The sequence below is a fragment of the Paraburkholderia phenoliruptrix genome, assembly GCF_047325075.1.
In the GTDB taxonomy this organism is placed as follows: Bacteria; Pseudomonadota; Gammaproteobacteria; order Burkholderiales; family Burkholderiaceae; genus Paraburkholderia; species Paraburkholderia phenoliruptrix.
On the sequence record NZ_CP168531.1, the window covers coordinates 3,185,253 to 3,204,624 of the forward strand.

The following is a 19,372-nucleotide window of genomic DNA, read 5'->3' on the forward strand; positions in this document are numbered from 1 at the left end:
CGGATTGCCCGAATTTGCCTTTTTCCCGCCGCTTGTGCGCCCGCCATGACCCAGGACAGCCGTTTTCCCAATCTTTTCATCCTCGATCACCCGCTGATCCAGCACAAGCTGTCGCACATGCGCGACCGGGACACGTCCACGCGCACGTTCCGCGAGCTGCTGCGCGAAATCACGCTGCTGATGGGCTATGAGATCACCCGCAATCTGCCAATGACCACGCGCCGCCTGAATACGCCGCTCGTCGAGATCGACGCGCCGGTGATCGCCGGCAAGAAGCTCGCCATCGTGCCGGTGCTGCGCGCGGGCATCGGCATGTCGGACGGCCTGCTGGAGCTGGTGCCGTCGGCGCGGGTGGGCCACATCGGCGTGTATCGCTCGGACGACCACCGGCCGGTGGAATACCTCGTGCGCCTGCCCGACCTCGAAGACCGGGTGTTCATTCTGTGCGACCCGATGGTTGCGACCGGCTATTCCGCCGTGCACGCGGTCGACGTGCTCAAGCGCCGCAACGTGGCGGCGGAGAACATCCTGTTCCTCGCGCTCGTCGCCGCGCCGGAAGGCGTGCAGGTGTTCCAGGACGCGCATCCGGACGTGAAGCTCTTCGTCGCATCGCTCGATTCGCATCTGAACGAACACGCGTACATCGTGCCGGGCCTCGGCGACGCAGGCGACCGGCTGTTCGGAACCAAGAACTGAGGTTTGCCTGAAAAACGGCCCTGCGGCGCGCGATTCGCGCCGCAAACGCACACTTTTCGTGCAGTTTCGAGCCACGCCGGTCTCTGCCGCGCCCCCGCGCCGTGATAAAATTCGAATCCGCTCCCAGAGCGGCCTGGCGTGCAACGTGAGGCGCGGCGAATTTGAATCGAGGCGCCCCTTTCTGCTTGCGCCCGGAAAATCGCAACGACAATTGCACAATGCGAGCGCCTTGCTGGCGCGCGCGACGGAGAAAGGTATGGCGGGTCATTCGAAATGGGCCAACATCAAGCATAAGAAGGCAGCGGCCGACGCCAAGCGCGGCAAGGTCTGGACGCGGCTCATCAAGGAAATTCAGGTCGCGGCGCGCATGGGCGGCGGCGACATCGACTCGAATCCGCGTCTGCGGCTCGCCGTCGAAAAGGCGTACGACGCCAACATGCCCAAAGACAACGTCAACCGCGCGATCCAGCGCGGCGTGGGCGGTGTCGACGGTGCGAACTACGAAGAAATCCGCTACGAAGGCTACGGCATCGGCGGTGCGGCGGTGATCGTCGACACCATGACCGACAACCGCACGCGCACCGTGGCGGAAGTGCGTCACGCGTTCTCGAAGAACGGCGGCAACATGGGCACGGACGGCTCCGTGTCGTTCATGTTCGATCACGTCGGCCAGTTCCTGTTCGCGCCGGGCACGCCCGAAGACAAGCTGATGGAAGCCGCGCTCGAAGCCGGTGCCGACGACGTGGTAACGAACGAAGACGGCAGCATTGAAGTGCTGTGTCCGCCGAACGACTTCCCGAAGGTGAAGGCCGCGCTCGAAGCCGCGGGCTTCAAGGCCGAAGTGGCCGAGGTTACGATGAAACCTCAGACGGAAGTCGAGTTCACCGGCGACGACGCCGTAAAGATGCAGAAGCTGCTCGACGCGCTGGAAAATCTGGACGACGTGCAGGAAGTCTATACAAACGCCGCGATCGCCGACGAATGAAGCCGTCAGGTCATGACACCGGCCGGGCCGCTCTCGTGGCCGTGCCCGCCGGTGCGCTTCATCGTTGCTGCTGAACGGGCGTAGCCGGCCAGGCGCGTCGGGCAAACGCCGCCTCCATTCGGGTTCGCCCTGCGCTCTGCCCGCCTTCGCGGGCGGCGAACATGGCGGGGCTCATTGTTATTGCACGGCTCGCCGCCTCATACGGCGCGCCGTTTATGGTTTTTAAGTCTCGGGGATTCACATGAAGTTACTCGTCGTCGGGTCCGGCGGTCGCGAACATGCGCTCGCATGGAAGCTCGCGCAATCGCCGCGGGTCCAGCTCGTCTACGTGGCACCTGGCAACGGCGGCACCGCACAGGACGAGCGGCTGCGCAACGTCGACATCACCGAGCCGGCCGCGCTCGCCGATTTTGTCGAGAAAGAGCAGATCGCCTTTACGCTGGTGGGACCGGAAGCGCCGCTCGCCGCGGGCATCGTCAATCTGTTCCGCTCGCGCGGACTGAAAATCTTCGGGCCGACCAAAGAAGCGGCGCAGCTCGAAAGTTCGAAGGACTTCGCGAAGGCGTTCATGAAGCGTCACGCCATCCCGACAGCCGAGTACGAAACTTTCGCCGATGTCGCCGCCGCGCACGCGTACCTCGACGCCAAGGGCGCGCCGATCGTGATCAAGGCCGACGGCCTCGCCGCCGGCAAGGGCGTGGTGGTCGCGCAAACGCTGGAAGAAGCGCACGCCGCGGTGGACATGATGCTGTCGGACAACAAGCTCGGCGATGCCGGCGCACGCGTCGTGATCGAGGAATTCCTCGCCGGCGAGGAAGCGAGCTTCATCGTCATGGTCGACGGCAAGCACGTGCTGCCGCTCGCGTCGAGCCAGGACCACAAGCGTTTGCTCGACGGCGATCAGGGCCCGAACACGGGCGGCATGGGCGCGTACTCGCCCGCGCCGATCGTCACGCCGCAACTGCACGCGCGCGTGATGCGCGAAATCATCCTGCCGACGGTGCGCGGCATGGAGAAAGAAGGCATTCGCTACACCGGTTTCCTGTACGCCGGCCTGATGATCGACGCGCAAGGCAATCCGAAGACGCTCGAATTCAACTGCCGCATGGGCGACCCGGAGACGCAGCCCATCATGGCGCGTTTGAAGGGCGACTATTCGAAGGTGGTCGAACAGGCCATCGCCGGCACGCTCGATACGGTCGAACTGGAGTGGGATCGCCGCACCGCGCTCGGCGTCGTGCTGGCCGCGCACAATTATCCGGACGCGCCACGCAAGGGCGACCGCATCAACGACATTCCCGCTGAAACCGCGGATTCGGTCACCTTTCATGCGGGCACCACGCTGAAAGACGGCAAGCTCGTCACGTCGGGCGGGCGCGTACTGTGCGTGGTGGGTCTCGCCGACTCGGTGCGCAGCGCGCAGTCGGTCGCGTACGAAACGATCAACCAGATTTCCTTCGACGGCATGCAGTACCGGCGCGACATCGGCTATCGCGCGCTGAACCGCAAGCACGACGCGAAAACCGAAGGAAAGCACTGAGGAAAGCACCGGGGCAGCGGGCCGCCGCGCCCGGACTGCCGCGACCGCGGCGTTACACTGCGGGTTGGCGGCAACGCGTGTTTCGCTGCGCCGCCGCGCTTTGCCTTGAACCGCCCGAGCCGCTCCAACCGCCCGGGACAGCCGCCACGCGGCGCTTCACGACGAACCGGCGGCACCGCGTGCCGCCCTCAGTACCTGCATCCATGACCGATTCGAGCTACGACGCACAGGCCGTGCGCAGCTGGCTGCAAGGCCTGCAAACCGACATCGCACACGCGCTGGGCGCCTTCGACGGCAAGCCCTTCGCCACCGACACATGGCAGCGCGCGCCCGGCGAAAAGCTGCGCGGCGGTGGCTGCACGCGGATTCTCGAAGGCGGCCATTTCTTCGAGCGCGCGGGCATCGGTTTTTCGGATGTAAGCGGCGACGCGTTGCCGGGTTCCGCGAGCGCTGCACGTCCGCAGTTGGCCGGGCGCGGCTTCGAAGCGATGGGCGTATCGCTCGTGCTGCATCCGCACAATCCGCACTGTCCGACCGTGCATATGAACGTGCGCCTGCTGGTCGCGACCAAAGCCGGCGAAGAACCCGTGTTCTGGTTCGGCGGCGGCATGGATCTGACGCCCTACTACGGCTATGAGGAAGACGCGCAGCACTTTCACCGCACCTGCCGCGACGCGCTCGCGCCCTACGGCGCGGACCTCTATCCGAAGTTCAAGCGCTGGTGCGACGAGTACTTCTTCCTCAAGCACAGAAACGAGCCGCGCGGCATCGGCGGGATTTTTTTCGACGACTACTCGGCGCCGGGCTTCGATCAATCGTTCGCGATGCTGAAAAGCGTGGGCGAGGGATTTCTCAAGGCGTATCTACCGATCATCGAAAAGCGCCGCAACCTGCCGTACGGCGAGGCGGAGCGCGAATTCCAGGCTTACCGGCGCGGACGCTACGTCGAGTTCAACCTGGTCTTCGACCGTGGCACACTGTTTGGGCTGCAGAGCGGCGGACGCACCGAATCGATTCTGATGTCGATGCCGCCTGTGGTGAACTGGCGCTACAACTGGCAGCCCGAGCCGGGCACGCCGGAAGCGCGCCTTTACAGCGATTTTCTCGTGCCGCGCGAGTGGGTGTGAGCGCTTCGGACGCCCGAACGCGCGCACTGCCCGACCCGTCGCCACGACAAAGGATTCTGACCTGAAGCCGATCGCTCAACCCGCTGCGCTGCCTCGCCGGATCGGTTTGCTCGGCGGCACCTTCGACCCGATCCACGACGGCCACCTCGCGCTTGCGCGGCGTTTCGCCCACGTGCTGCAACTGACCGAACTGGTGCTGCTGCCGGCCGGTCAGCCCTGGCAGAAAGCGGACGTCTCGCCGGCCGTGCATCGGCTCGCCATGACGCGCGCGGCGGCGAGCGAACTGAAGCTGCCGGGCGTGACGGTGCGCGTCGCCACCGACGAAATCGAGCACGAAGGTCCGACCTACACCGTCGACACGCTGCAGCGCTGGCGCGAGCGCGAAGGCAGCGACGCATCGATCGCCTTGCTGATCGGCGCGGATCAGCTGGTGCATCTCGACACCTGGCGCGACTGGCGGCGCCTGTTCGACTTCGCGCACATTTGCGCGGCCACGCGGCCGGGTTTCGACCTCGCGTCGATCGCGCCTGCCGTCGCCAGAGAAATCGAGGCGCGCCGCGCCAGCGCCGAGGTTCTGCAAGCCACGCCTTGCGGCCACTTGCTGATCGACACGACGCTTGCGTTCAATGTCTCGGCCACCGACATTCGCGCGCATCTGCGCGAGCAGGTGAGCCAGCGGCTTGCTCACGCAGGCGGCGAACCGCACGGCGAGGCCGCAAGCCATGTCCCCACCGCGGTGTGGGACTACATCCTTCAACATCATTTGTACCACCGGTAACCTCATGGATATTCGCAAACTGCAACGCGTGATCGTCGACGCTCTCGAAGACGTCAAGGCGCAAGACATCAGGGTGTTCAACACCAGCCATCTGACCGCGCTGTTCGATCGCGTGATCGTCGCGAGCGGCACCTCGAACCGGCAAACCAAGGCGCTCGCCTCGAGCGTGCGCGAAGGCGTGAAGGAAGCCGGCGGCGAGATCGTCAGCACGGAAGGCGAGGACATCGGCGAATGGGTGCTGGTGGATTGCGGCGACGCGATCGTCCACATCCTGCAGCCGGCGCTGCGCCAGTACTACAACCTCGAGGAAATCTGGGGCGAGAAGCCGGTGCGCATCAAGCTGTCCACGCCTGATCCGTTCGGCGGCGCGCGCTCGAGCGAGCCCGACGAAGAGGACGAGGACGAAGAAGCGCCGGCCGCGAAGAAACCCGCGCGCAAGACCGCGGCGCGCCGCAAGTAAGCGGCTGACCGGCTCGCGGCATCAGTCCGCGGCCCGAGCTTGCGAGCATTCATGAAACTGCACATTCTCGCCGTCGGCCACAAGATGCCGGACTGGATCGCCACCGGCTTCGACGAATACGCGAAACGCATGCCGCCGGAACTGCGCATCGAGCTGCGCGAGATCAAGCCCGAGCAGCGCTCGTCGGGCCGGCCGGCCGAAAGCGTGATGGCCGCCGAGCGCGCGAAGATCGAAGCCGCGCTGCCGAAGAACGCGCGCATCGTCGCGCTCGACGAACGCGGCAAGGACTGGACCACCATGCAGCTTGCGGGCGCCCTGCCCGGCTGGCAGCAGGACGGCCGCGACGTCGCGTTTCTGATCGGCGGCGCGGACGGGCTCGACCCCCAGCTGAAGGCGCGCGCCGACATGCTGCTGCGCGTCTCCAGCCTCACGTTGCCGCATGCGATGGTGCGCGTGCTGCTCGCCGAGCAGCTTTACCGCGCGTGGACCATCACGCAAAATCACCCCTATCATCGCGCGTGAGCGAACACCGGCGGTCCTGCGGCGCATGCCTCGGCAGGCGCGGCGCGGCCGTTCACAGTGACGCTGCGGGTGCGCACAGCGCCGCGCTTTCATTGCGCCTGCCCGCGTGAACCGGGCGTCGCCTGCGTCATTGCGCCATGCACGACACGGCCATGCGGGGCACAGCCGCGATGCACCGCCGCCCTCATGTGATCCGTTTCAACGAGACCTCAAAGAGACTTCTTCATGCCGACATCCGCCGCTTCGCTGCATCCGTTCGTCTATCTCGCGTCGCAGAGTCCGCGCCGCCAGGAGTTGCTGCAACAGGTCGGCGTGCGCTTCGAACTGCTGCTGCCGCGCCCCGATGAAGACGCCGAAGCCCTCGAAGCCGAACTGCCCGGTGAGCGCGCGCACGACTACGTGCAACGTGTGTGCGTAGCAAAGGCGCGCGCCGCGCGTGCGCGCCTCGTGGCAGGCGGCCATGTCGCGCGACCCATTCTGGTTGCGGACACAACGGTCACGATCGACGACACGATTCTCGGCAAACCGCTCGACGCCGACGACGCCGCGGCGATGCTCACGCGCCTCGCGGGCCGCGACCACGAAGTGCTCACCGCCGTCGCCGTGGTGGACGCGCACGGCGAGTTGCTGCCCACGGCGCTGTCGGTGTCGAAGGTGCGTTTTGCTGCGCTGCACGCAGACGCGATTCGCCGCTACGTGGCAAGCGGCGAGCCGCTCGGCAAGGCGGGCGCGTACGGCGTGCAGGGACGCGCCGCGGAGTTTATCGAGCATATCGACGGGTCCTATTCAGGTATCATGGGTTTGCCGCTTTTTGAAACCGCTGCCCTACTGCGTGCAGCGCGCATCGACTTCTAGAACAACACCATGAATGAAGAAATCCTGATCAATGTCACGCCGCAGGAAACGCGCGTCGCGCTCGTCCAGCAAGGCGCCGTCCAGGAACTTCACGTCGAACGAACGCTGTCGCGGGGCCGCGTCGGCAACGTCTATCTCGGCAAGGTCGTGCGCGTGTTGCCGGGCATGCAATCCGCGTTTATCGACATCGGTCTCGAACGCGCCGCGTTTTTGCACGTAGCCGACATCTGGCATCCGCGCATTGCCGGCGAACCGCAACACCAAAGCCCGCATCAGCCCATCGAAAAGATCGTGTTCGAGGGCCAGACGCTCATGGTTCAGGTCGTGAAGGATCCGATCGGAACGAAGGGCGCGCGGCTTTCCACGCAAGTGAGCATTGCCGGGCGCACGCTCGTGTATCTGCCGCAGGAGCCGCATATCGGCATTTCGCAGAAGATCGAGAGCGAAGCCGAACGTGAGGCGGTGCGCGCGCGGCTGACCGCCGTGCTGCCCGCCGACGAGAAAGGCGGCTACATCGTGCGCACCATCGCCGAAGACGCGACGAGCGAAGAACTGGCCGCCGACGTCGCGTATCTGCGCAAGACCTGGGCGACGATTCTGTCGCAAGGCCAGCGCATGCCGCCCACCAGTCTGCTCTATCAGGACCTGAATCTGGCGCAGCGCGTGCTGCGCGACTTCGTCAACGACGAGACCTCGCGCATTCAGGTCGATTCGCGCGAAACCTATCAGATGCTCGCCGATTTCGCAGCCGAGTTCACGCCGGCCGTCTCCGCAAAACTGCATCACTACACCGGCGAGCGGCCGCTCTTCGACCTGTACAACATCGAGGCCGAGATTCAGCGCGCGTTATCGCGCCGGGTGGATCTGAAGTCGGGCGGCTATCTGGTGATCGACCAGACGGAGGCCATGACCACCATCGACGTGAATACGGGTGGCTACGTCGGCGCACGCAATTTCGACGACACCATCTTCAAGACCAACCTCGAAGCGGCGCACACCATTGCGCGCCAGTTGCGGCTGCGCAATCTTGGCGGCGTGATCATCATCGACTTCATCGATATGGAGAACGTCGAGCACCGCGATCAGGTGCTGGGCGAACTGAAGCGCGCGTTGTCGCGCGACCGCACGCGGGTCACGGTGAATGGTTTTTCGCAGCTCGGGCTGGTCGAGATGACGCGCAAGCGCACACGCGAGTCGCTTGCGCATGTGTTGTGCGAGCCGTGCCCGGTTTGCCAGGGCAAGGGCCAGGTGAAGACGCCGCGTACCGTTTGCTACGACGTGCTGCGCGAGATTCTGCGCGAGTCGCGGCAATTCAATCCGCGCGAGTTTCGCGTGGTGGCGTCGCAGCAGGTGATCGATCTCTTTCTCGAAGAAGAGTCGCAGCATCTCGCGATGCTGATCGATTTTATCGGCAAGCCCGTGTCGTTGCAGGTCGAATCGAATCTGAGTCAGGAGCAGTACGACATCGTACTGATGTAGTCATGCGCCGCTTCAGCGCGAGCGTCCTCACGACACACAGCGCTAACCCGCGCCCAGCGGCCCGATCAGATTCCGCAACCCCGAGGCCGTCACCGGCCGCGAGAACCAGAAGCCTTGCGCCTCGTCGCAGCCAAGCGCCTGCAATTGTGCGGCCTGCTCGGGCGTTTCGACGCCCTCCGCCGTGACGCGCAACTTGAGCGCGTGCGCCATCGCGATGATCGCGCCGACCAGCGCAAGGCATTGCGGATCGCCGCTCATGCGCGTGACGAACGAGCGGTCAATCTTCAAACGGTTCAGCGGAAAACGCGTCAGATACGCGAGACTCGAATAGCCTGTGCCGAAGTCGTCGACGGCAATTTCCACGCCCAGGTCGCGCAAAGCGTGCAGCGTGTGCAGCGCCTGTTCAGTGTCGCCGAGCAATGCACCTTCGGTGATTTCCACTTCGAGGTACGACGGATGCAGCGCGGCATCGTCGAGTGCCTCGCGAATCGTCTCGAACAGATCCGCGCGCTGAAACTGCTGCGGCGACACATTGATCGCGACACGCGGCAGGTTGCCGGTCTGCCGCAGCAGCTTGCCGGCCTCGCGGCATGCGGTGCGGATCACCCACTCGCCGATCTGCTCGATCAACCCGGACTCTTCGGCGACCGGCACGAATTCCGCCGGACTGATCATGCCGCGCTGCGGATGGTTCCAGCGCAGTAGCGTTTCGACTTGCACGATCCGTCCGTTGGCGAGCGTCACCTGCGGCTGATACACGAGATGCAGTTGCTGGCGTTGCAACGCTTCGCGCAGCATCGTCTCGATCTGGAAGCGGCGCGCCGCCTGCCCTTCTAGCGCGGTCGAAAAACGGCGGACCGCATTGCCGTGCACCGCGGCCGCCGCCGACAACGCGACGCCCGCGCGCCGCATCAGCGTAGCGGCATCGTCGCCGTCGTCCGGATAGGCGACGATGCCGATGCTCGCAACGATATTGAGCGCGGTGCCGCCATAGTCGATCGGCTCGGCAATCCGGCCGAGCGCCTCGGCCGCGAACGCATCCGCGGCAGCGCCGGTTTCGTTGGTCAACAGCGCGAACTGCGAGCCGCCGATCGAAGCAATCGTGCCGTCGTTCGGAAAGAGCCCGCGCAAGCGCTCGCCGACGATCTGCAGCACGAGCTCGGCCGCATGCAAGCCGAGCGCGTCGCGCAGCTTGCGCAAATGACCGAGCTCTGCGATCAGCACCGTGAACGCACTGTGGCTGCGCTGACAGCGTGCGATGGTCAGCTCGAGGCGCTCGGTGAAGAGCGTCTGATTCGGCAGACGGGTCACGCCGTCGTGATGCGAGAGGTACCAAAGGCGAGCTTCGGATTGCGCGTAGCGCGTCATGTCGACGACCACACCGACGTAAAGCACCTCGCCTGGCTGGCGCGCCGCGGCGCCGGACATGGGCAATGGCGGCGATAGCGGCGATAGCGCCAGCACGACACGCACCGGCGTGCCGCTGCGTCGCCGGTAAGTCCATTCGCCCTCGTACCGCGCGCCGATCGCCGCGAGGCACGGCAGCTCGGCGCGGCGCCTTGCGAGTTCGGCCGGATCGTGCAGCGATTCAAAACCGCGCCGGCCGACCAGTTCATCGGCGCTCAGTCCCGTGAGCTTTTCCAGCGCCGCGTTGACGGTCTGGAACGTGCCGTTGCCATCGCAGATAAACATGCCGAAGGGAGCGGCGGCTAGCGCGGCCTCGGGCGTTTCTACTGCGAGTGGGAACTGAGCTTGCATCGCCGCCTTGTTATTCTGAAACGAGCCGTGTGTGCAGTGACTACGACGCGCGCGGCAATGCCGCCTCGATGAACACCGCGCACAGCGCCTGCATGCCCTTGGCGTCTTCTTCGTCGAAGCGCGCGAGGACCGGACTATCGACATCCCACACGCCGATCAGCGTGCCGTCGGGCGCGACGAGCGGCACGACGATTTCCGATTGCGACGCCGAATCGCACGCAATATGGCCGGGAAACTCGTGGACGTCGCGCACGATCTGCGTTTCGCGTGTTTGCGCCGCGGTGCCGCACACGCCTTTGCCGAGCGGAATGCGCACGCACGCCGGCTTGCCCTGGAAAGGGCCGACCACCAGCTCGCGGCCGTCGTGAAAATAGAAACCCGCCCAGTTCAGATCGCTCAACGAATGAAAGACGAACGACGAGAAATTCGCAGCGTTGGCGATCCAGTCGGTTTCGTCGGCGAGGAGCGCGCGCGCCTGCGCAACAAGCTCTTCGTAATGCGCGGCCTTCGGCAAATGCGAGGCGGAGGAGACGTCGAACATGGTGGGTCCGTGGTAAAGGCCAGAAACGGCAAAACAAACAAACGATGCAACCGCGCGGTCCAGTGTAAAGCAAGCCGCTTGCGCGATCACTGGAGTGCGGCCACTACGACTCCACGCCGACAATCACGCTAGACGCCTTGAAGATGGCGCTCGCCGCTTTCCCCGCTGCGAGGCCGAGCCGCTCGACGCTCTCGTTGGTCACGATTGCGGCAATCTGCGCGCCGCCCGCCTCGATTGTCACTTCGGAGTTGACCGCGCCTTTGGTGACGCGAGTCACGGTGCCCGCGATGCAGTTGCGCGCCGACACCTGGTTCTTCGAGACGTCGACCATCACGATGACGGACGATGCCTTCACCAGCGCAAAGGCCCGCTTGCCCGCGGACAGCCCGAGCGTCGTCGCGCTGCCGTGAGTGATTATCGCGACGATTTCCAGGCCGTCCGCGGTGCGCAGCGTGACCTCGTCGTTCACTGCGCCGTGCGTGATGTCGACTACCTCGCCTGCGAACTGATTACGTGCACTCGTTTGCATGCTCTGCTCCCTCGGGTCTGGAAAAGCGTGGGTCTAGCTTGCGATCAAGTGTAATGGAACGCGCAACGCCGTATCATCGTGCCCTTGGACTCTCTTTGCCGAACTCATGCGTCTAGCCGTTCCTTTTCGCGTTGCCCGCGTTTTTCGATCCGCGCGCGTTGTTAGTGTGGTGCGCATTCTCCGCCTTCCCCGCCCGCTTCGCGACGCACGCATTGCCCCTGCGTTGCAGGGCGGCTGGCGCGCCGTCGCGGCGTCCGTGGCGGCGGCGTCGCTCGTCGCGCTTGCTGCGTGCAGCAATCCCTCGCAGACGCGCGACGCGCGCGTGCCCGTCGACACCGTCGGGCTCTTTCCGCTCGGCGCTTACGATCAGAACGTGGATCACTGGCTCGAGCCCGACAGTGCCGGCTACGACCAGCCGTTCCTGAGCGCCGCCGACCAGCAGGCGCATTTTCAGGCCCTCTACGCACGGTACTTCGGCACGGGTACGAGCGCGCCGTCGCCGTGGAATTCCGCGTATGTGACGATGCGCGTGTATCGCCAGCAAGGCGCGGATATCGCCGCGTTGCAGCAACGCCGCATCGACAGGTTCGACAATACGGGCAAAAGCGGTGCGGCCGTTGGTTACGGCCAGAATTTCCGTCCGCACGACAAGGCGTGGATCGACGCCATCGCGCGAAACATGAACGTCGCGCAATTCACCGAGGCGCCGGCCTATCAGCCGTTGCGGCGGGCCATCGCGACGACCAATCTGATGGTGCGCGAGCTGCCCACCACCGACCCTTCCTTCTACGATCACCGCCTCGCCGGCGAAGGCTATCCGTTCGACAATCTGCAGATTTCGGCGGTGCGGCCCGGCACGCCGCTGTATGTGCTCGGCACGAGCGTGGACGGTGCATGGCGTTACGTGCAGACGCCCGACGTCCAGGGCTGGGTGCGCAGCGACGGTGTCGGCATGGCGAGCGAGCGTTTTGTCGATGCGTGGCGTGCCGCGAGCGCGAAATCGCTGGGTGCGGTAATCGGCGCTTTCGTGCCGGTGCGCGACAGCCGCGGCGTGTTTCGCTTCGAGGCGCCCGCCGGGACGCTGCTGCCGCTGGTGGCGGCGTCGCCGGGCAATGCCGCGCAAGGGGTGGCGAAGCGTGGCGGGCTTTCGGCTGCAGGTCGGGCTGCGGCGAACTCGAACAACGGCGACCTCGGCAGTGATGCCGCCGTTCCGCCGCCAACGTCGCTCACGGTGCTCGTGCCCGCGCGCGACACCGAAGGCGAGGCGCTCATCCGCACCGCGGAACTCGACGACACACAGATCGCGCCGATCCCGCTCGCCGCCACGCCGCGCCATCTGGCGACGCTCATGAAAGCGCTCATCGGCCGGCCCTACGGCTGGGGCAACAGCGGCCTCTACAACGACTGTTCGTCGGAGTTGCAAAGCATGTTCGCGGCATTCGGCGTGTGGCTGCCGCGCCATTCGTCCACGCAGATGAGCGCCGGGCGCATGATCGACCTGTCGGCCTCGACGCCCGCACAACGGCTCGACTATCTGGCCGAGCACGGCGTGCCGCTGCGCACGCTGATCTATATCGGCGGGCACGTGATGCTTTACATCGGCAATACGACGCGCAACGGCATCGCCGTGCCGGTGGTGTATCAGGACGTCTGGGGACTGCGGCCGGGGGACAACAGCCGGCGCGCAGTCATCGGCGGTTCGGTGATTCTGCCGCTTCTCGAGCATATTCCCGAGGACGCGACGCTGCAGTCGCTCGCGGGCACGCCCACTTTCCAGATCAGCATACTCGGCGCGCCGACGGGCGGGGCGGCGCCTGCGCCGGGTTCCGCGCCGGCGCCCGCCGCGCCTGCTGACGAGGATAGCCCGGCAGGCTGACGGCTGGCGGCTGACGGGCTCGAAAATATTTTTTCCGGAGTGTCGATTCGGCGGTGCGGTGCTCGTCGTAACGTTGAAGGCCTGGCTGAAACAGTCGGACTTTCAATCCACGAACCTGTTACTTCAAGGAGCCGCCGTCATGACCAGCCCCGCTGTCAAACCGATCCCGGACGGGATGCACTCGCTCACGCCGTATCTGATCTGCGCGAATGCCGCAGAAGCCATTGAGTTTTACAAGAAAGCCTTCAACGCCGTCGAGCAGTTCCGCCTGCCGGGGCCGGACGGCAAGGTGATGCACGCGTGCCTGAAAATCGGCGATTCGATGCTGATGCTCACCGACGAATGGCCCGAACACCAGTGTTTCGGCCCGAACCATCTGCAAGGCACGCCGGTGACGATTCACCACTATGTCGAAGATGTGGACGCCAGTTTCCAGCAGGCTGTCGATGCCGGCGCGACCGTCAAGGTGCCGGTCGCCGACATGTTCTGGGGCGACCGCTACGGTCAGTTGAAAGACCCGTTCGGGCACAACTGGTCTTTGGCGACACACAAGCGCGACCTGAGCAAGGAGGAGATCGAACAGGCGATGGCGGCGTTGGGATAAGGGTTTGCCTGGTGTGCGTGAGGGTTTGCCGCGCAAGCCGGGCGTGGGAGGCGAGTGACGTGCATCGATGACCGGACAAGGGTTCGGTCATCGCAAAAAGCCCGCGCATGCCCGCCAAACCATTCATCAACACAGACCAACGGTCCCCGCAGGAGCAAAACCAGAAATCACCCGGCGACCTCCCTTCAAGCCGCCCGCAACATCCCCTCGCCCCGCTCCCCACCCAACGCATCCAGCAGATCGCCGAGCATCTTGTCCAGCTCTGCGGTCATCAACGTGAAGTCGGAGTCGAAGCGTTCGTCGTCGTTTTGCGCGGTCGGATCGCCCGCTTCCTTCAACACGTCGAGCGGCGCAATCCGCTTGATCGTGAGCGAAGGCGTCAGCACGAAGGACACGCGGTCCTTCCATGTCATCGCGAGCCGCATGCATTGCTTGCCGGCCTCGATATGACGGCGCATGTCTTCCGCATCCAACGTGTGGCCGACGTAGCGGACCGTGGCGTTGCCTTCTGTCGGCGAGCGCAACTCGGTGTCCTGGTCCACGGTAAAGCCGGCGGGACCGTCGCCCGAAAGCAGCCATTCCGTCATGGCCGCAACCGGCGATTGCGCGACGCGCACGGTTCCGAGCGGCAGTTGATCGACCGATTTCACCAGCAGGCCGCGCACTTCGTCGGCGACCGCCTGCGACGCCGCGTCGATCACAAGCCAGCCATTGCGGCAATCGATCCACACGCGCGTATCGCGGCGAATGCTGAACGCGCGCGGCAGCAGTTCATCGGTCACCTGCTCCTTGAGTTCGCGCATCTGCTTGCGCCCGGGTTTGAAACCCTGTTGCTCCTCAAGTTCGGCAGCGCGCGCCTTCGTCACCTGCGTGACGACCGAAGCGGGCAACAGCTTCTTTTCGGCGCGAAACGTGAGCAGCATCTGGCCGTTGAGCGCGTAGACGAGCGAGTCGTTGTCGCGCGGCGATGCCCAGCCGTGGCTTTGCATTTCGACACTATTGCCGGGCGCGAACGCGTGCGGCGCGAGCCACTTTTCCATTTGTTCCGCCGTGACGGACCACGGCGCGGGAAGACGATGAAGCTGCAGGTTTTTGAACCACATAGGCGAAGTGTCTGACAGGCAAAGCGCGTCATTCTATATGACGGCGCGCGTCGGGCGATCACGGTGGCCAATTGGCCGATGTCTGGTCGGACGCGAGGAAAACTGACGCAACATGACGGGTTCGCGGCAAACATTTTCAAGCGTCATGAGAAAATGCTTCAAGCGGAAGACGCATTATCAAAGCTCGCAGTAATCCGGAGAATGCGGACCACGTCGTCAACTTGTCTCCGGAGCGCCGCTATGTCCAGTCTCCCGCGATCTGTATCGCGTGAACGAGGGGCGCATCGTCGAAAACTGGCACCTGGAGGACAACCTGACGCTGCTCAGGCAACTCGGCGCAGTGAAGCCGTAGTGGTTTCGCAGTGTCCGCCGGGCAGCGCGCTTCCTCACGAAATCACCTAGACTTTTTGATATGCGCGACGAAGACGGAGGCGGCCATGGCCGACGAAACCGCACCCTGGGAAACGGTCGATTACGAGGGATTCGAGATTCACGTGGCGCCCTTGCAAAAAAATGCACCGGGCGAAACCAACGAGTTCAACGCGCCGCCGAACACCGCAAACCCCGCGAAGAATCGCTACACGTATGTCGGTTACGTCTGTCATCCGGGGGCCGATCCGTCGATTCCCGGACATGCAGTGTCCTTCCACGCGGACGGCGAAGAAAGCTTCGCCAGCAGGGACGACGCGCTTTACGAGGGCGTGCATGTGGGACGCAGCATCGTCGAGGGCACGCATCCGGATCTGACCGTGCTGCCGCTCGTCACCGGCGGCGTTTGACGCCACGTGCTTTGCGGCCCGCGTGGGCCGCACCTATCGGTTCAAAGCCTCAGTTCAAAGGCCATCAGCCGAACGCGCGCTTGATGCGCGACTTCAGCAGCGCGCGCCGCAAGCGTCCGGTGCGCTCGGGCTCGCTCACCGCCGGCCCGCCGTCCACCGCCGTGCCGCGCCGCAAGTAATAGCGGTCGAAGGTGGCCTGCGTCATCCCCCACTTGTTCAGGAACTGGCGGCGGCCATCATTTTTGACGATCTTGCCGGTGCTCTTCTGCTGGAAGTGATAAACCAGACTGTCGCCGACGCCGAGGAACACGCGGCAACCGGCGTCCCACAGTTTCATCGAAAAATCGTTGTCGCTGCTCATGCCGGGACTCAGCTCGCTGCTGTAACCGCCGACCTTGTGCCACCAGTCCCGGTGCACGAGCGTGGGCGGCCATGTCGCACCGCGCCAGTCCGCCCGCACGAGCCGCGGCGTCGCGGCGACCAGTTCGTCGGCCCGGAACGTCTCCACGTCGCGGCCGAAGTTCTGCACGACCACGCACGGATTGCCCGAATCGACCGGTTCGATCATGGTGCCGGACAGCATGAACAGATTGTCGGCGGGCATGTGCGGCAGGCGCTTCACCAACGCCTCGTCCCAGCCGGGGCAGCAGTACATGTCGTCGTTCATATAGACGATGTAGTCGCGCGTGGCACGCGCCGCCGCAATGTTCACCGCGTGACAGATGCCGATGTTGCCCGGCGACGCCGTGTGCTCGATGCCCTCGTCGCGCACCCAGGCGAGCGTGCCGTCGGAGCCGTCGTTGACGTGCACGATGATCTGATGCGCGTGCGTCGAATGACGGCGCAGGCTCTCGATCACGAGGCGCAGATAAGGCAGGTTGTTCCAGGTCGGGATGATGATTGAGAACATCGGTTCTGTCCGTTGAGCGGGTTGCGCACGCGGTTGCGGCCGCGCGCCGGCCATGAGTGTGGCGGGGATTGTACCGCCCGCGTCTTCGCGCACGACAAACGCGGCCCATGCGGCGCCGGGCCGTGGCCGCCGCCCGGCGTTGCGGGCGATCTCACGGGCGCCACGCAAGCTTTTTGCAAGGCAGTGCACGGTTATAATCGCAATCGCCCTACCGTCTTAAAAATCCCAACGATGGATCCGGCCCTTCGCAGTTCCACCCGGAACGGTAGTGTCAATACAAAAAGTCGCCCTATGATTTTTGCACCCAGTCTGGTCTGGCTCACTGCCGCCCTGCTGTTTCTTGCGCCCGCGGTCAATCTCGTCTGGCGCGGCGGCACCGGTTACTGCTTCTTCGCCATTCTCGCGCTCGCGCTGGGCGCCGCCGTCGCAAACCGCCGCACGCCTGGCTATTTCTCCGGCTTGCGCACTTACCGGTGGTTCACTATCGGCATGCTCGCGTTCGTCGTCGGAATCGGCGTTCAGCAAGTGGTGCTGGGTTACTGGCTGCCGAGGCAGTTCGACGCGCTGTCGCGCTTCGTGCTCGCGCTGCCGGTGTTCCTGCTGCTGCGGCAGTTGCCGTCGCGGCATCTGCGGATGATCGGCTGGGGCTGTGCCGCGGGCGCTCTGGCCGTGGGCATCTGGGCGGTCGTCGATCAACCGGCCGGTGGCTGGACCGACGCCAATCGTCTCAATAATTCATATACGAACGCCATTCCGTTCGGCGATACGGCGCTGCTGCTGGCGTTCCTGTCCGCGTTCACGCTTGGCTGGGACGGTCCGCGCGACTGGCGCATTGCCGGCGCGCGGCTCATCGCTCTCGCGGCGGGCGGCTACGCGTCCTATCTGTCGGGCACACGCGGCGGCTGGCTGGCCGTGCCGGTGTTCGTCGTGCTGCTCGGCATGCAGTATCAGTGGTTTGCGCACAAGAAGCGCCTGCTGGTCGCGAGCGTCGCGATCGTGATCGCGGCCGGCGCGCTGCTTTCAACCGAACGCATCCAGAAACGCATCAGCGAAGCCACCACCGACTTTTCGATGCTGCATCAAGGCGAGGACTACACGTCCGTCGGCCTGCGGCTGCAGTTATGGAACGCGTCGCGGATGATCTTCGAGCATCACCCCGTTTATGGCATCGGCAAGGGCCACCTCGTGAACGAACTGGGCGCGATGGCGAAGCGCGGCGAGGTGAAGAACGAAATCGTCAACGAGCGCGCGCATAGCGACTTCTTTTCGACGCTCGCCGAAATGGGCGCGGTGGGCGTGGCGTGCCTGCTGCTTTTTTACCATGGGATGTCGGTGTATTTCTGGCGGCACCGCCGTTCGAGCGACCCGGCGATCCGCGCGGCCTCCTACGCCGGACTGGCGGTGGCGACGAGCACGGTCATCTTCGGACTGACCATCGACGTGCTCGTGCCGATCATGGTGACGGTGTTGCTCGCGCTGCTGGTCGCGACCTTCCTCGCGGTGATCGATTCCCGCAAACGCGAACTGCAGCAATCGGGCGAATTGCAGGGCGAGCGCCGCGCGCGTTGAGGCTGCGGGCACATTAGAAAGCCCGGGTGTGCCTCAGGGCACCGCATGCATTGCGCTGCGCGCTTTAGCGCCTGAAGCGTTCATACAACGCGGCGACGTGGGCGTCGACGCTCGGGTCGTAGACGAGGCTCGCGAGCGGATCCGCGATTCTCGCGCCGCCTTGCCGCACCCGTTCGAGCGCCGCATGAATCGCGCGCTCGAAGCTGCCCGCCTCCTGTCGCGAAAACTCGATCTTCGCGGCGCCCTTCACGGTTTCCGCCGAACCGACATTGTCGGCAATCACAAGCGGCGTGCCACACATGACCGACTCCACGCCCACGAGCCCGAACGGCTCATACGCGGACGCGACCACGGTGAAATCCGCCGCGGCGAACAGCTTCTCGATCTCGTGGCAATAACCGACGTAGCGAATCGTCTCGCCGGTTCGCGGCACCGGCCTTCCAGCTACGGCGAGGCAAACCGGCAGCGTGGTCTGCGAAAAGAAAGCCTCCAGCAGCGGATAGCCTTTGCGCTCGTGACTCGTCGACGAGAACACGAAGATCACGCGGTCTTCCGGCAGATGGAAGTGCCGGCGGACCGCGGCGCGGGCATCATCGGACAGCGGCCGGAAGCGCTCGGTGTCGACCGGCGGATAAATCACGTCGATGCGTTCGGCAGGCACGCCGTAAAAGCGCTGCAACTCACGGCTCATTAACTGCGAATGCGCGACGATCGAGAGCGCGTGCGTGTAGACGCGCCGCTCCAGCTCGATCTGCCACCGGTCGCTGCGGCGCGCGGCGCGGCCTGCCGCTTCCAGCGAGCCCGGATGCGTGCCGCCGCACAGCGCGACGTCGGCATGCGTCGAGTGATTGATCGAAAACACGCAGGCGGGACGGCGGCGCTTCAGGCGCTGCGCGAGGCGCCAGTCGAATGCCAGATTGCGCAGTTTGCGCGGCGCCCAACGCACGTTCAGCGGTTGGGCGTCGACCCACGCCGCTTCAGGCAGCGCGCGGTCGATCTCGCGGGCAAAAAGCGTGGGCCGCACACCCATCCGATGCAGGCCCGCGATCACGTCGCGCGTGTAGCGCTCGGCGCCGCCGCTGTTTTTCAGCGCCTGGGCGGTCAGGGCGATGTCGGTGAGGGGTGGGCGGATCGGCTCGGACAAAGAAGAAGTCTCGGTGATGGAATGAGGCGCTCCGGCGGCAGGTGCGCCCCACGCCGGTTTTCGAACTAGCGCAATTGTAAAGGATGCGCACCGGCGCCCGGCATGACGCAGCCGCCT

At 65.0% G+C, this 19,372-nt stretch carries 19 protein-coding genes and 1 pseudogene; 14 read left to right on the forward strand and 6 right to left on the reverse strand.

The features are described 5' to 3' along the window. Nucleotides 1-45 precede the first annotated feature (45 nt). The 9 genes from upp (at nucleotide 46) to rng (ending at nucleotide 8,442) form a co-directional block, all read left to right on the forward strand. On the forward strand, nucleotides 46-696 hold the full coding sequence (gene upp / locus ACEN8U_RS26155) for a uracil phosphoribosyltransferase (protein ID WP_013587733.1): 651 nt from the start codon (nucleotides 46-48) through the stop codon (nucleotides 694-696). Between the two features lie 256 nt (nucleotides 697-952). Then, entirely contained in the window at nucleotides 953-1,681 is a 729-nt protein-coding gene (locus ACEN8U_RS26160; RefSeq protein WP_013339911.1) for a YebC/PmpR family DNA-binding transcriptional regulator, read from the forward strand. A gap of 241 nt (nucleotides 1,682-1,922) precedes the next feature. After that, nucleotides 1,923-3,221 (forward strand): phosphoribosylamine--glycine ligase, encoded by a 1,299-nt coding sequence (gene purD, locus ACEN8U_RS26165; protein WP_028360530.1) that lies wholly within the window; start codon nucleotides 1,923-1,925, stop codon nucleotides 3,219-3,221. A 203-nt stretch (nucleotides 3,222-3,424) separates the two neighbouring features. Next, nucleotides 3,425-4,348 (forward strand): oxygen-dependent coproporphyrinogen oxidase, encoded by a 924-nt coding sequence (gene hemF / locus ACEN8U_RS26170; protein ID WP_310106178.1) that lies wholly within the window; start codon nucleotides 3,425-3,427, stop codon nucleotides 4,346-4,348. 88 nt (nucleotides 4,349-4,436) lie between these two features. Then, complete coding sequence (locus ACEN8U_RS26175; RefSeq protein WP_310106380.1) at nucleotides 4,437-5,126, forward strand: nicotinate-nucleotide adenylyltransferase; 690 nt, start codon at nucleotides 4,437-4,439, stop codon at nucleotides 5,124-5,126. A gap of 4 nt (nucleotides 5,127-5,130) precedes the next feature. Further along, entirely contained in the window at nucleotides 5,131-5,586 is a 456-nt protein-coding gene (gene rsfS, locus ACEN8U_RS26180; protein ID WP_013587729.1) for a ribosome silencing factor, read from the forward strand. A gap of 51 nt (nucleotides 5,587-5,637) precedes the next feature. After that, nucleotides 5,638-6,108, forward strand: coding sequence for a 23S rRNA (pseudouridine(1915)-N(3))-methyltransferase RlmH (rlmH, locus tag ACEN8U_RS26185; RefSeq protein WP_310106176.1), 471 nt, complete (start codon nucleotides 5,638-5,640; stop codon nucleotides 6,106-6,108). A 225-nt stretch (nucleotides 6,109-6,333) separates the two neighbouring features. Beyond that, a complete protein-coding gene (locus tag ACEN8U_RS26190; protein ID WP_310106173.1) occupies nucleotides 6,334-6,963 on the forward strand; it encodes a Maf family protein in 630 nt (209 codons plus the stop codon). Nucleotides 6,964-6,972: 9 nt separating this feature from the next. Next, nucleotides 6,973-8,442, forward strand: coding sequence for a ribonuclease G (gene rng / locus ACEN8U_RS26195; protein ID WP_013587727.1), 1,470 nt, complete (start codon nucleotides 6,973-6,975; stop codon nucleotides 8,440-8,442). Between the two features lie 42 nt (nucleotides 8,443-8,484). On the opposite strand, the gene ACEN8U_RS26200 is transcribed toward rng, so the two are convergent. The 3 genes from ACEN8U_RS26200 to ACEN8U_RS26210 form a co-directional block, all read right to left on the reverse strand. Further along, nucleotides 8,485-10,200 (reverse strand): putative bifunctional diguanylate cyclase/phosphodiesterase, encoded by a 1,716-nt coding sequence (locus ACEN8U_RS26200; RefSeq protein ID WP_310106170.1) that lies wholly within the window; start codon nucleotides 10,198-10,200, stop codon nucleotides 8,485-8,487. A 40-nt stretch (nucleotides 10,201-10,240) separates the two neighbouring features. Next, nucleotides 10,241-10,741 carry a GAF domain-containing protein gene (locus ACEN8U_RS26205; RefSeq protein ID WP_310106168.1) on the reverse strand — a complete coding sequence of 167 codons (501 nt, stop codon included), beginning with the start codon at nucleotides 10,739-10,741 and terminating at the stop codon, nucleotides 10,241-10,243. Nucleotides 10,742-10,844: 103 nt separating this feature from the next. After that, nucleotides 10,845-11,270, reverse strand: coding sequence for a TOBE domain-containing protein (locus tag ACEN8U_RS26210; protein ID WP_310106165.1), 426 nt, complete (start codon nucleotides 11,268-11,270; stop codon nucleotides 10,845-10,847). A 106-nt stretch (nucleotides 11,271-11,376) separates the two neighbouring features. Here ACEN8U_RS26210 and ACEN8U_RS26215 point away from each other — a divergent pair, with 106 nt between their 5' ends. Both ACEN8U_RS26215 and ACEN8U_RS26220 read left to right on the forward strand, forming a co-directional pair. Further along, a complete protein-coding gene (locus ACEN8U_RS26215; RefSeq protein WP_413657825.1) occupies nucleotides 11,377-13,146 on the forward strand; it encodes an SH3 domain-containing protein in 1,770 nt (589 codons plus the stop codon). A gap of 139 nt (nucleotides 13,147-13,285) precedes the next feature. Then, nucleotides 13,286-13,750 (forward strand): VOC family protein, encoded by a 465-nt coding sequence (locus ACEN8U_RS26220; RefSeq protein WP_013587683.1) that lies wholly within the window; start codon nucleotides 13,286-13,288, stop codon nucleotides 13,748-13,750. Between the two features lie 185 nt (nucleotides 13,751-13,935). On the opposite strand, the gene ACEN8U_RS26225 is transcribed toward ACEN8U_RS26220, so the two are convergent. Next, complete coding sequence (locus ACEN8U_RS26225; RefSeq protein ID WP_310106159.1) at nucleotides 13,936-14,853, reverse strand: recombination-associated protein RdgC; 918 nt, start codon at nucleotides 14,851-14,853, stop codon at nucleotides 13,936-13,938. Between the two features lie 256 nt (nucleotides 14,854-15,109). On the opposite strand from ACEN8U_RS26225, the pseudogene ACEN8U_RS26230 reads away from it, so the two are divergent. Then, nucleotides 15,110-15,205: pseudogene (locus ACEN8U_RS26230) on the forward strand (ester cyclase); the annotation flags it as partial. An 85-nt stretch (nucleotides 15,206-15,290) separates the two neighbouring features. After that, a complete protein-coding gene (locus ACEN8U_RS26235; RefSeq protein ID WP_013587677.1) occupies nucleotides 15,291-15,632 on the forward strand; it encodes a hypothetical protein in 342 nt (113 codons plus the stop codon). Between the two features lie 64 nt (nucleotides 15,633-15,696). Here ACEN8U_RS26235 and ACEN8U_RS26240 read toward each other — a convergent pair whose 3' ends face one another. Continuing rightward, nucleotides 15,697-16,542 carry a glycosyltransferase family 2 protein gene (locus tag ACEN8U_RS26240; protein ID WP_310106155.1) on the reverse strand — a complete coding sequence of 282 codons (846 nt, stop codon included), beginning with the start codon at nucleotides 16,540-16,542 and terminating at the stop codon, nucleotides 15,697-15,699. A gap of 291 nt (nucleotides 16,543-16,833) precedes the next feature. On the opposite strand from ACEN8U_RS26240, the gene ACEN8U_RS26245 reads away from it, so the two are divergent. Continuing rightward, a complete protein-coding gene (locus ACEN8U_RS26245; protein ID WP_310106152.1) occupies nucleotides 16,834-18,111 on the forward strand; it encodes an O-antigen ligase family protein in 1,278 nt (425 codons plus the stop codon). Nucleotides 18,112-18,175: 64 nt separating this feature from the next. Here the strand turns inward: ACEN8U_RS26245 and ACEN8U_RS26250 are convergent, their stop codons facing one another. Then, nucleotides 18,176-19,255: a glycosyltransferase family 4 protein gene (locus ACEN8U_RS26250; protein WP_310106149.1), complete on the reverse strand. Its 1,080-nt coding sequence runs from the start codon at nucleotides 19,253-19,255 to the stop codon at nucleotides 18,176-18,178. Nucleotides 19,256-19,372: the final 117 nt, after the last annotated feature.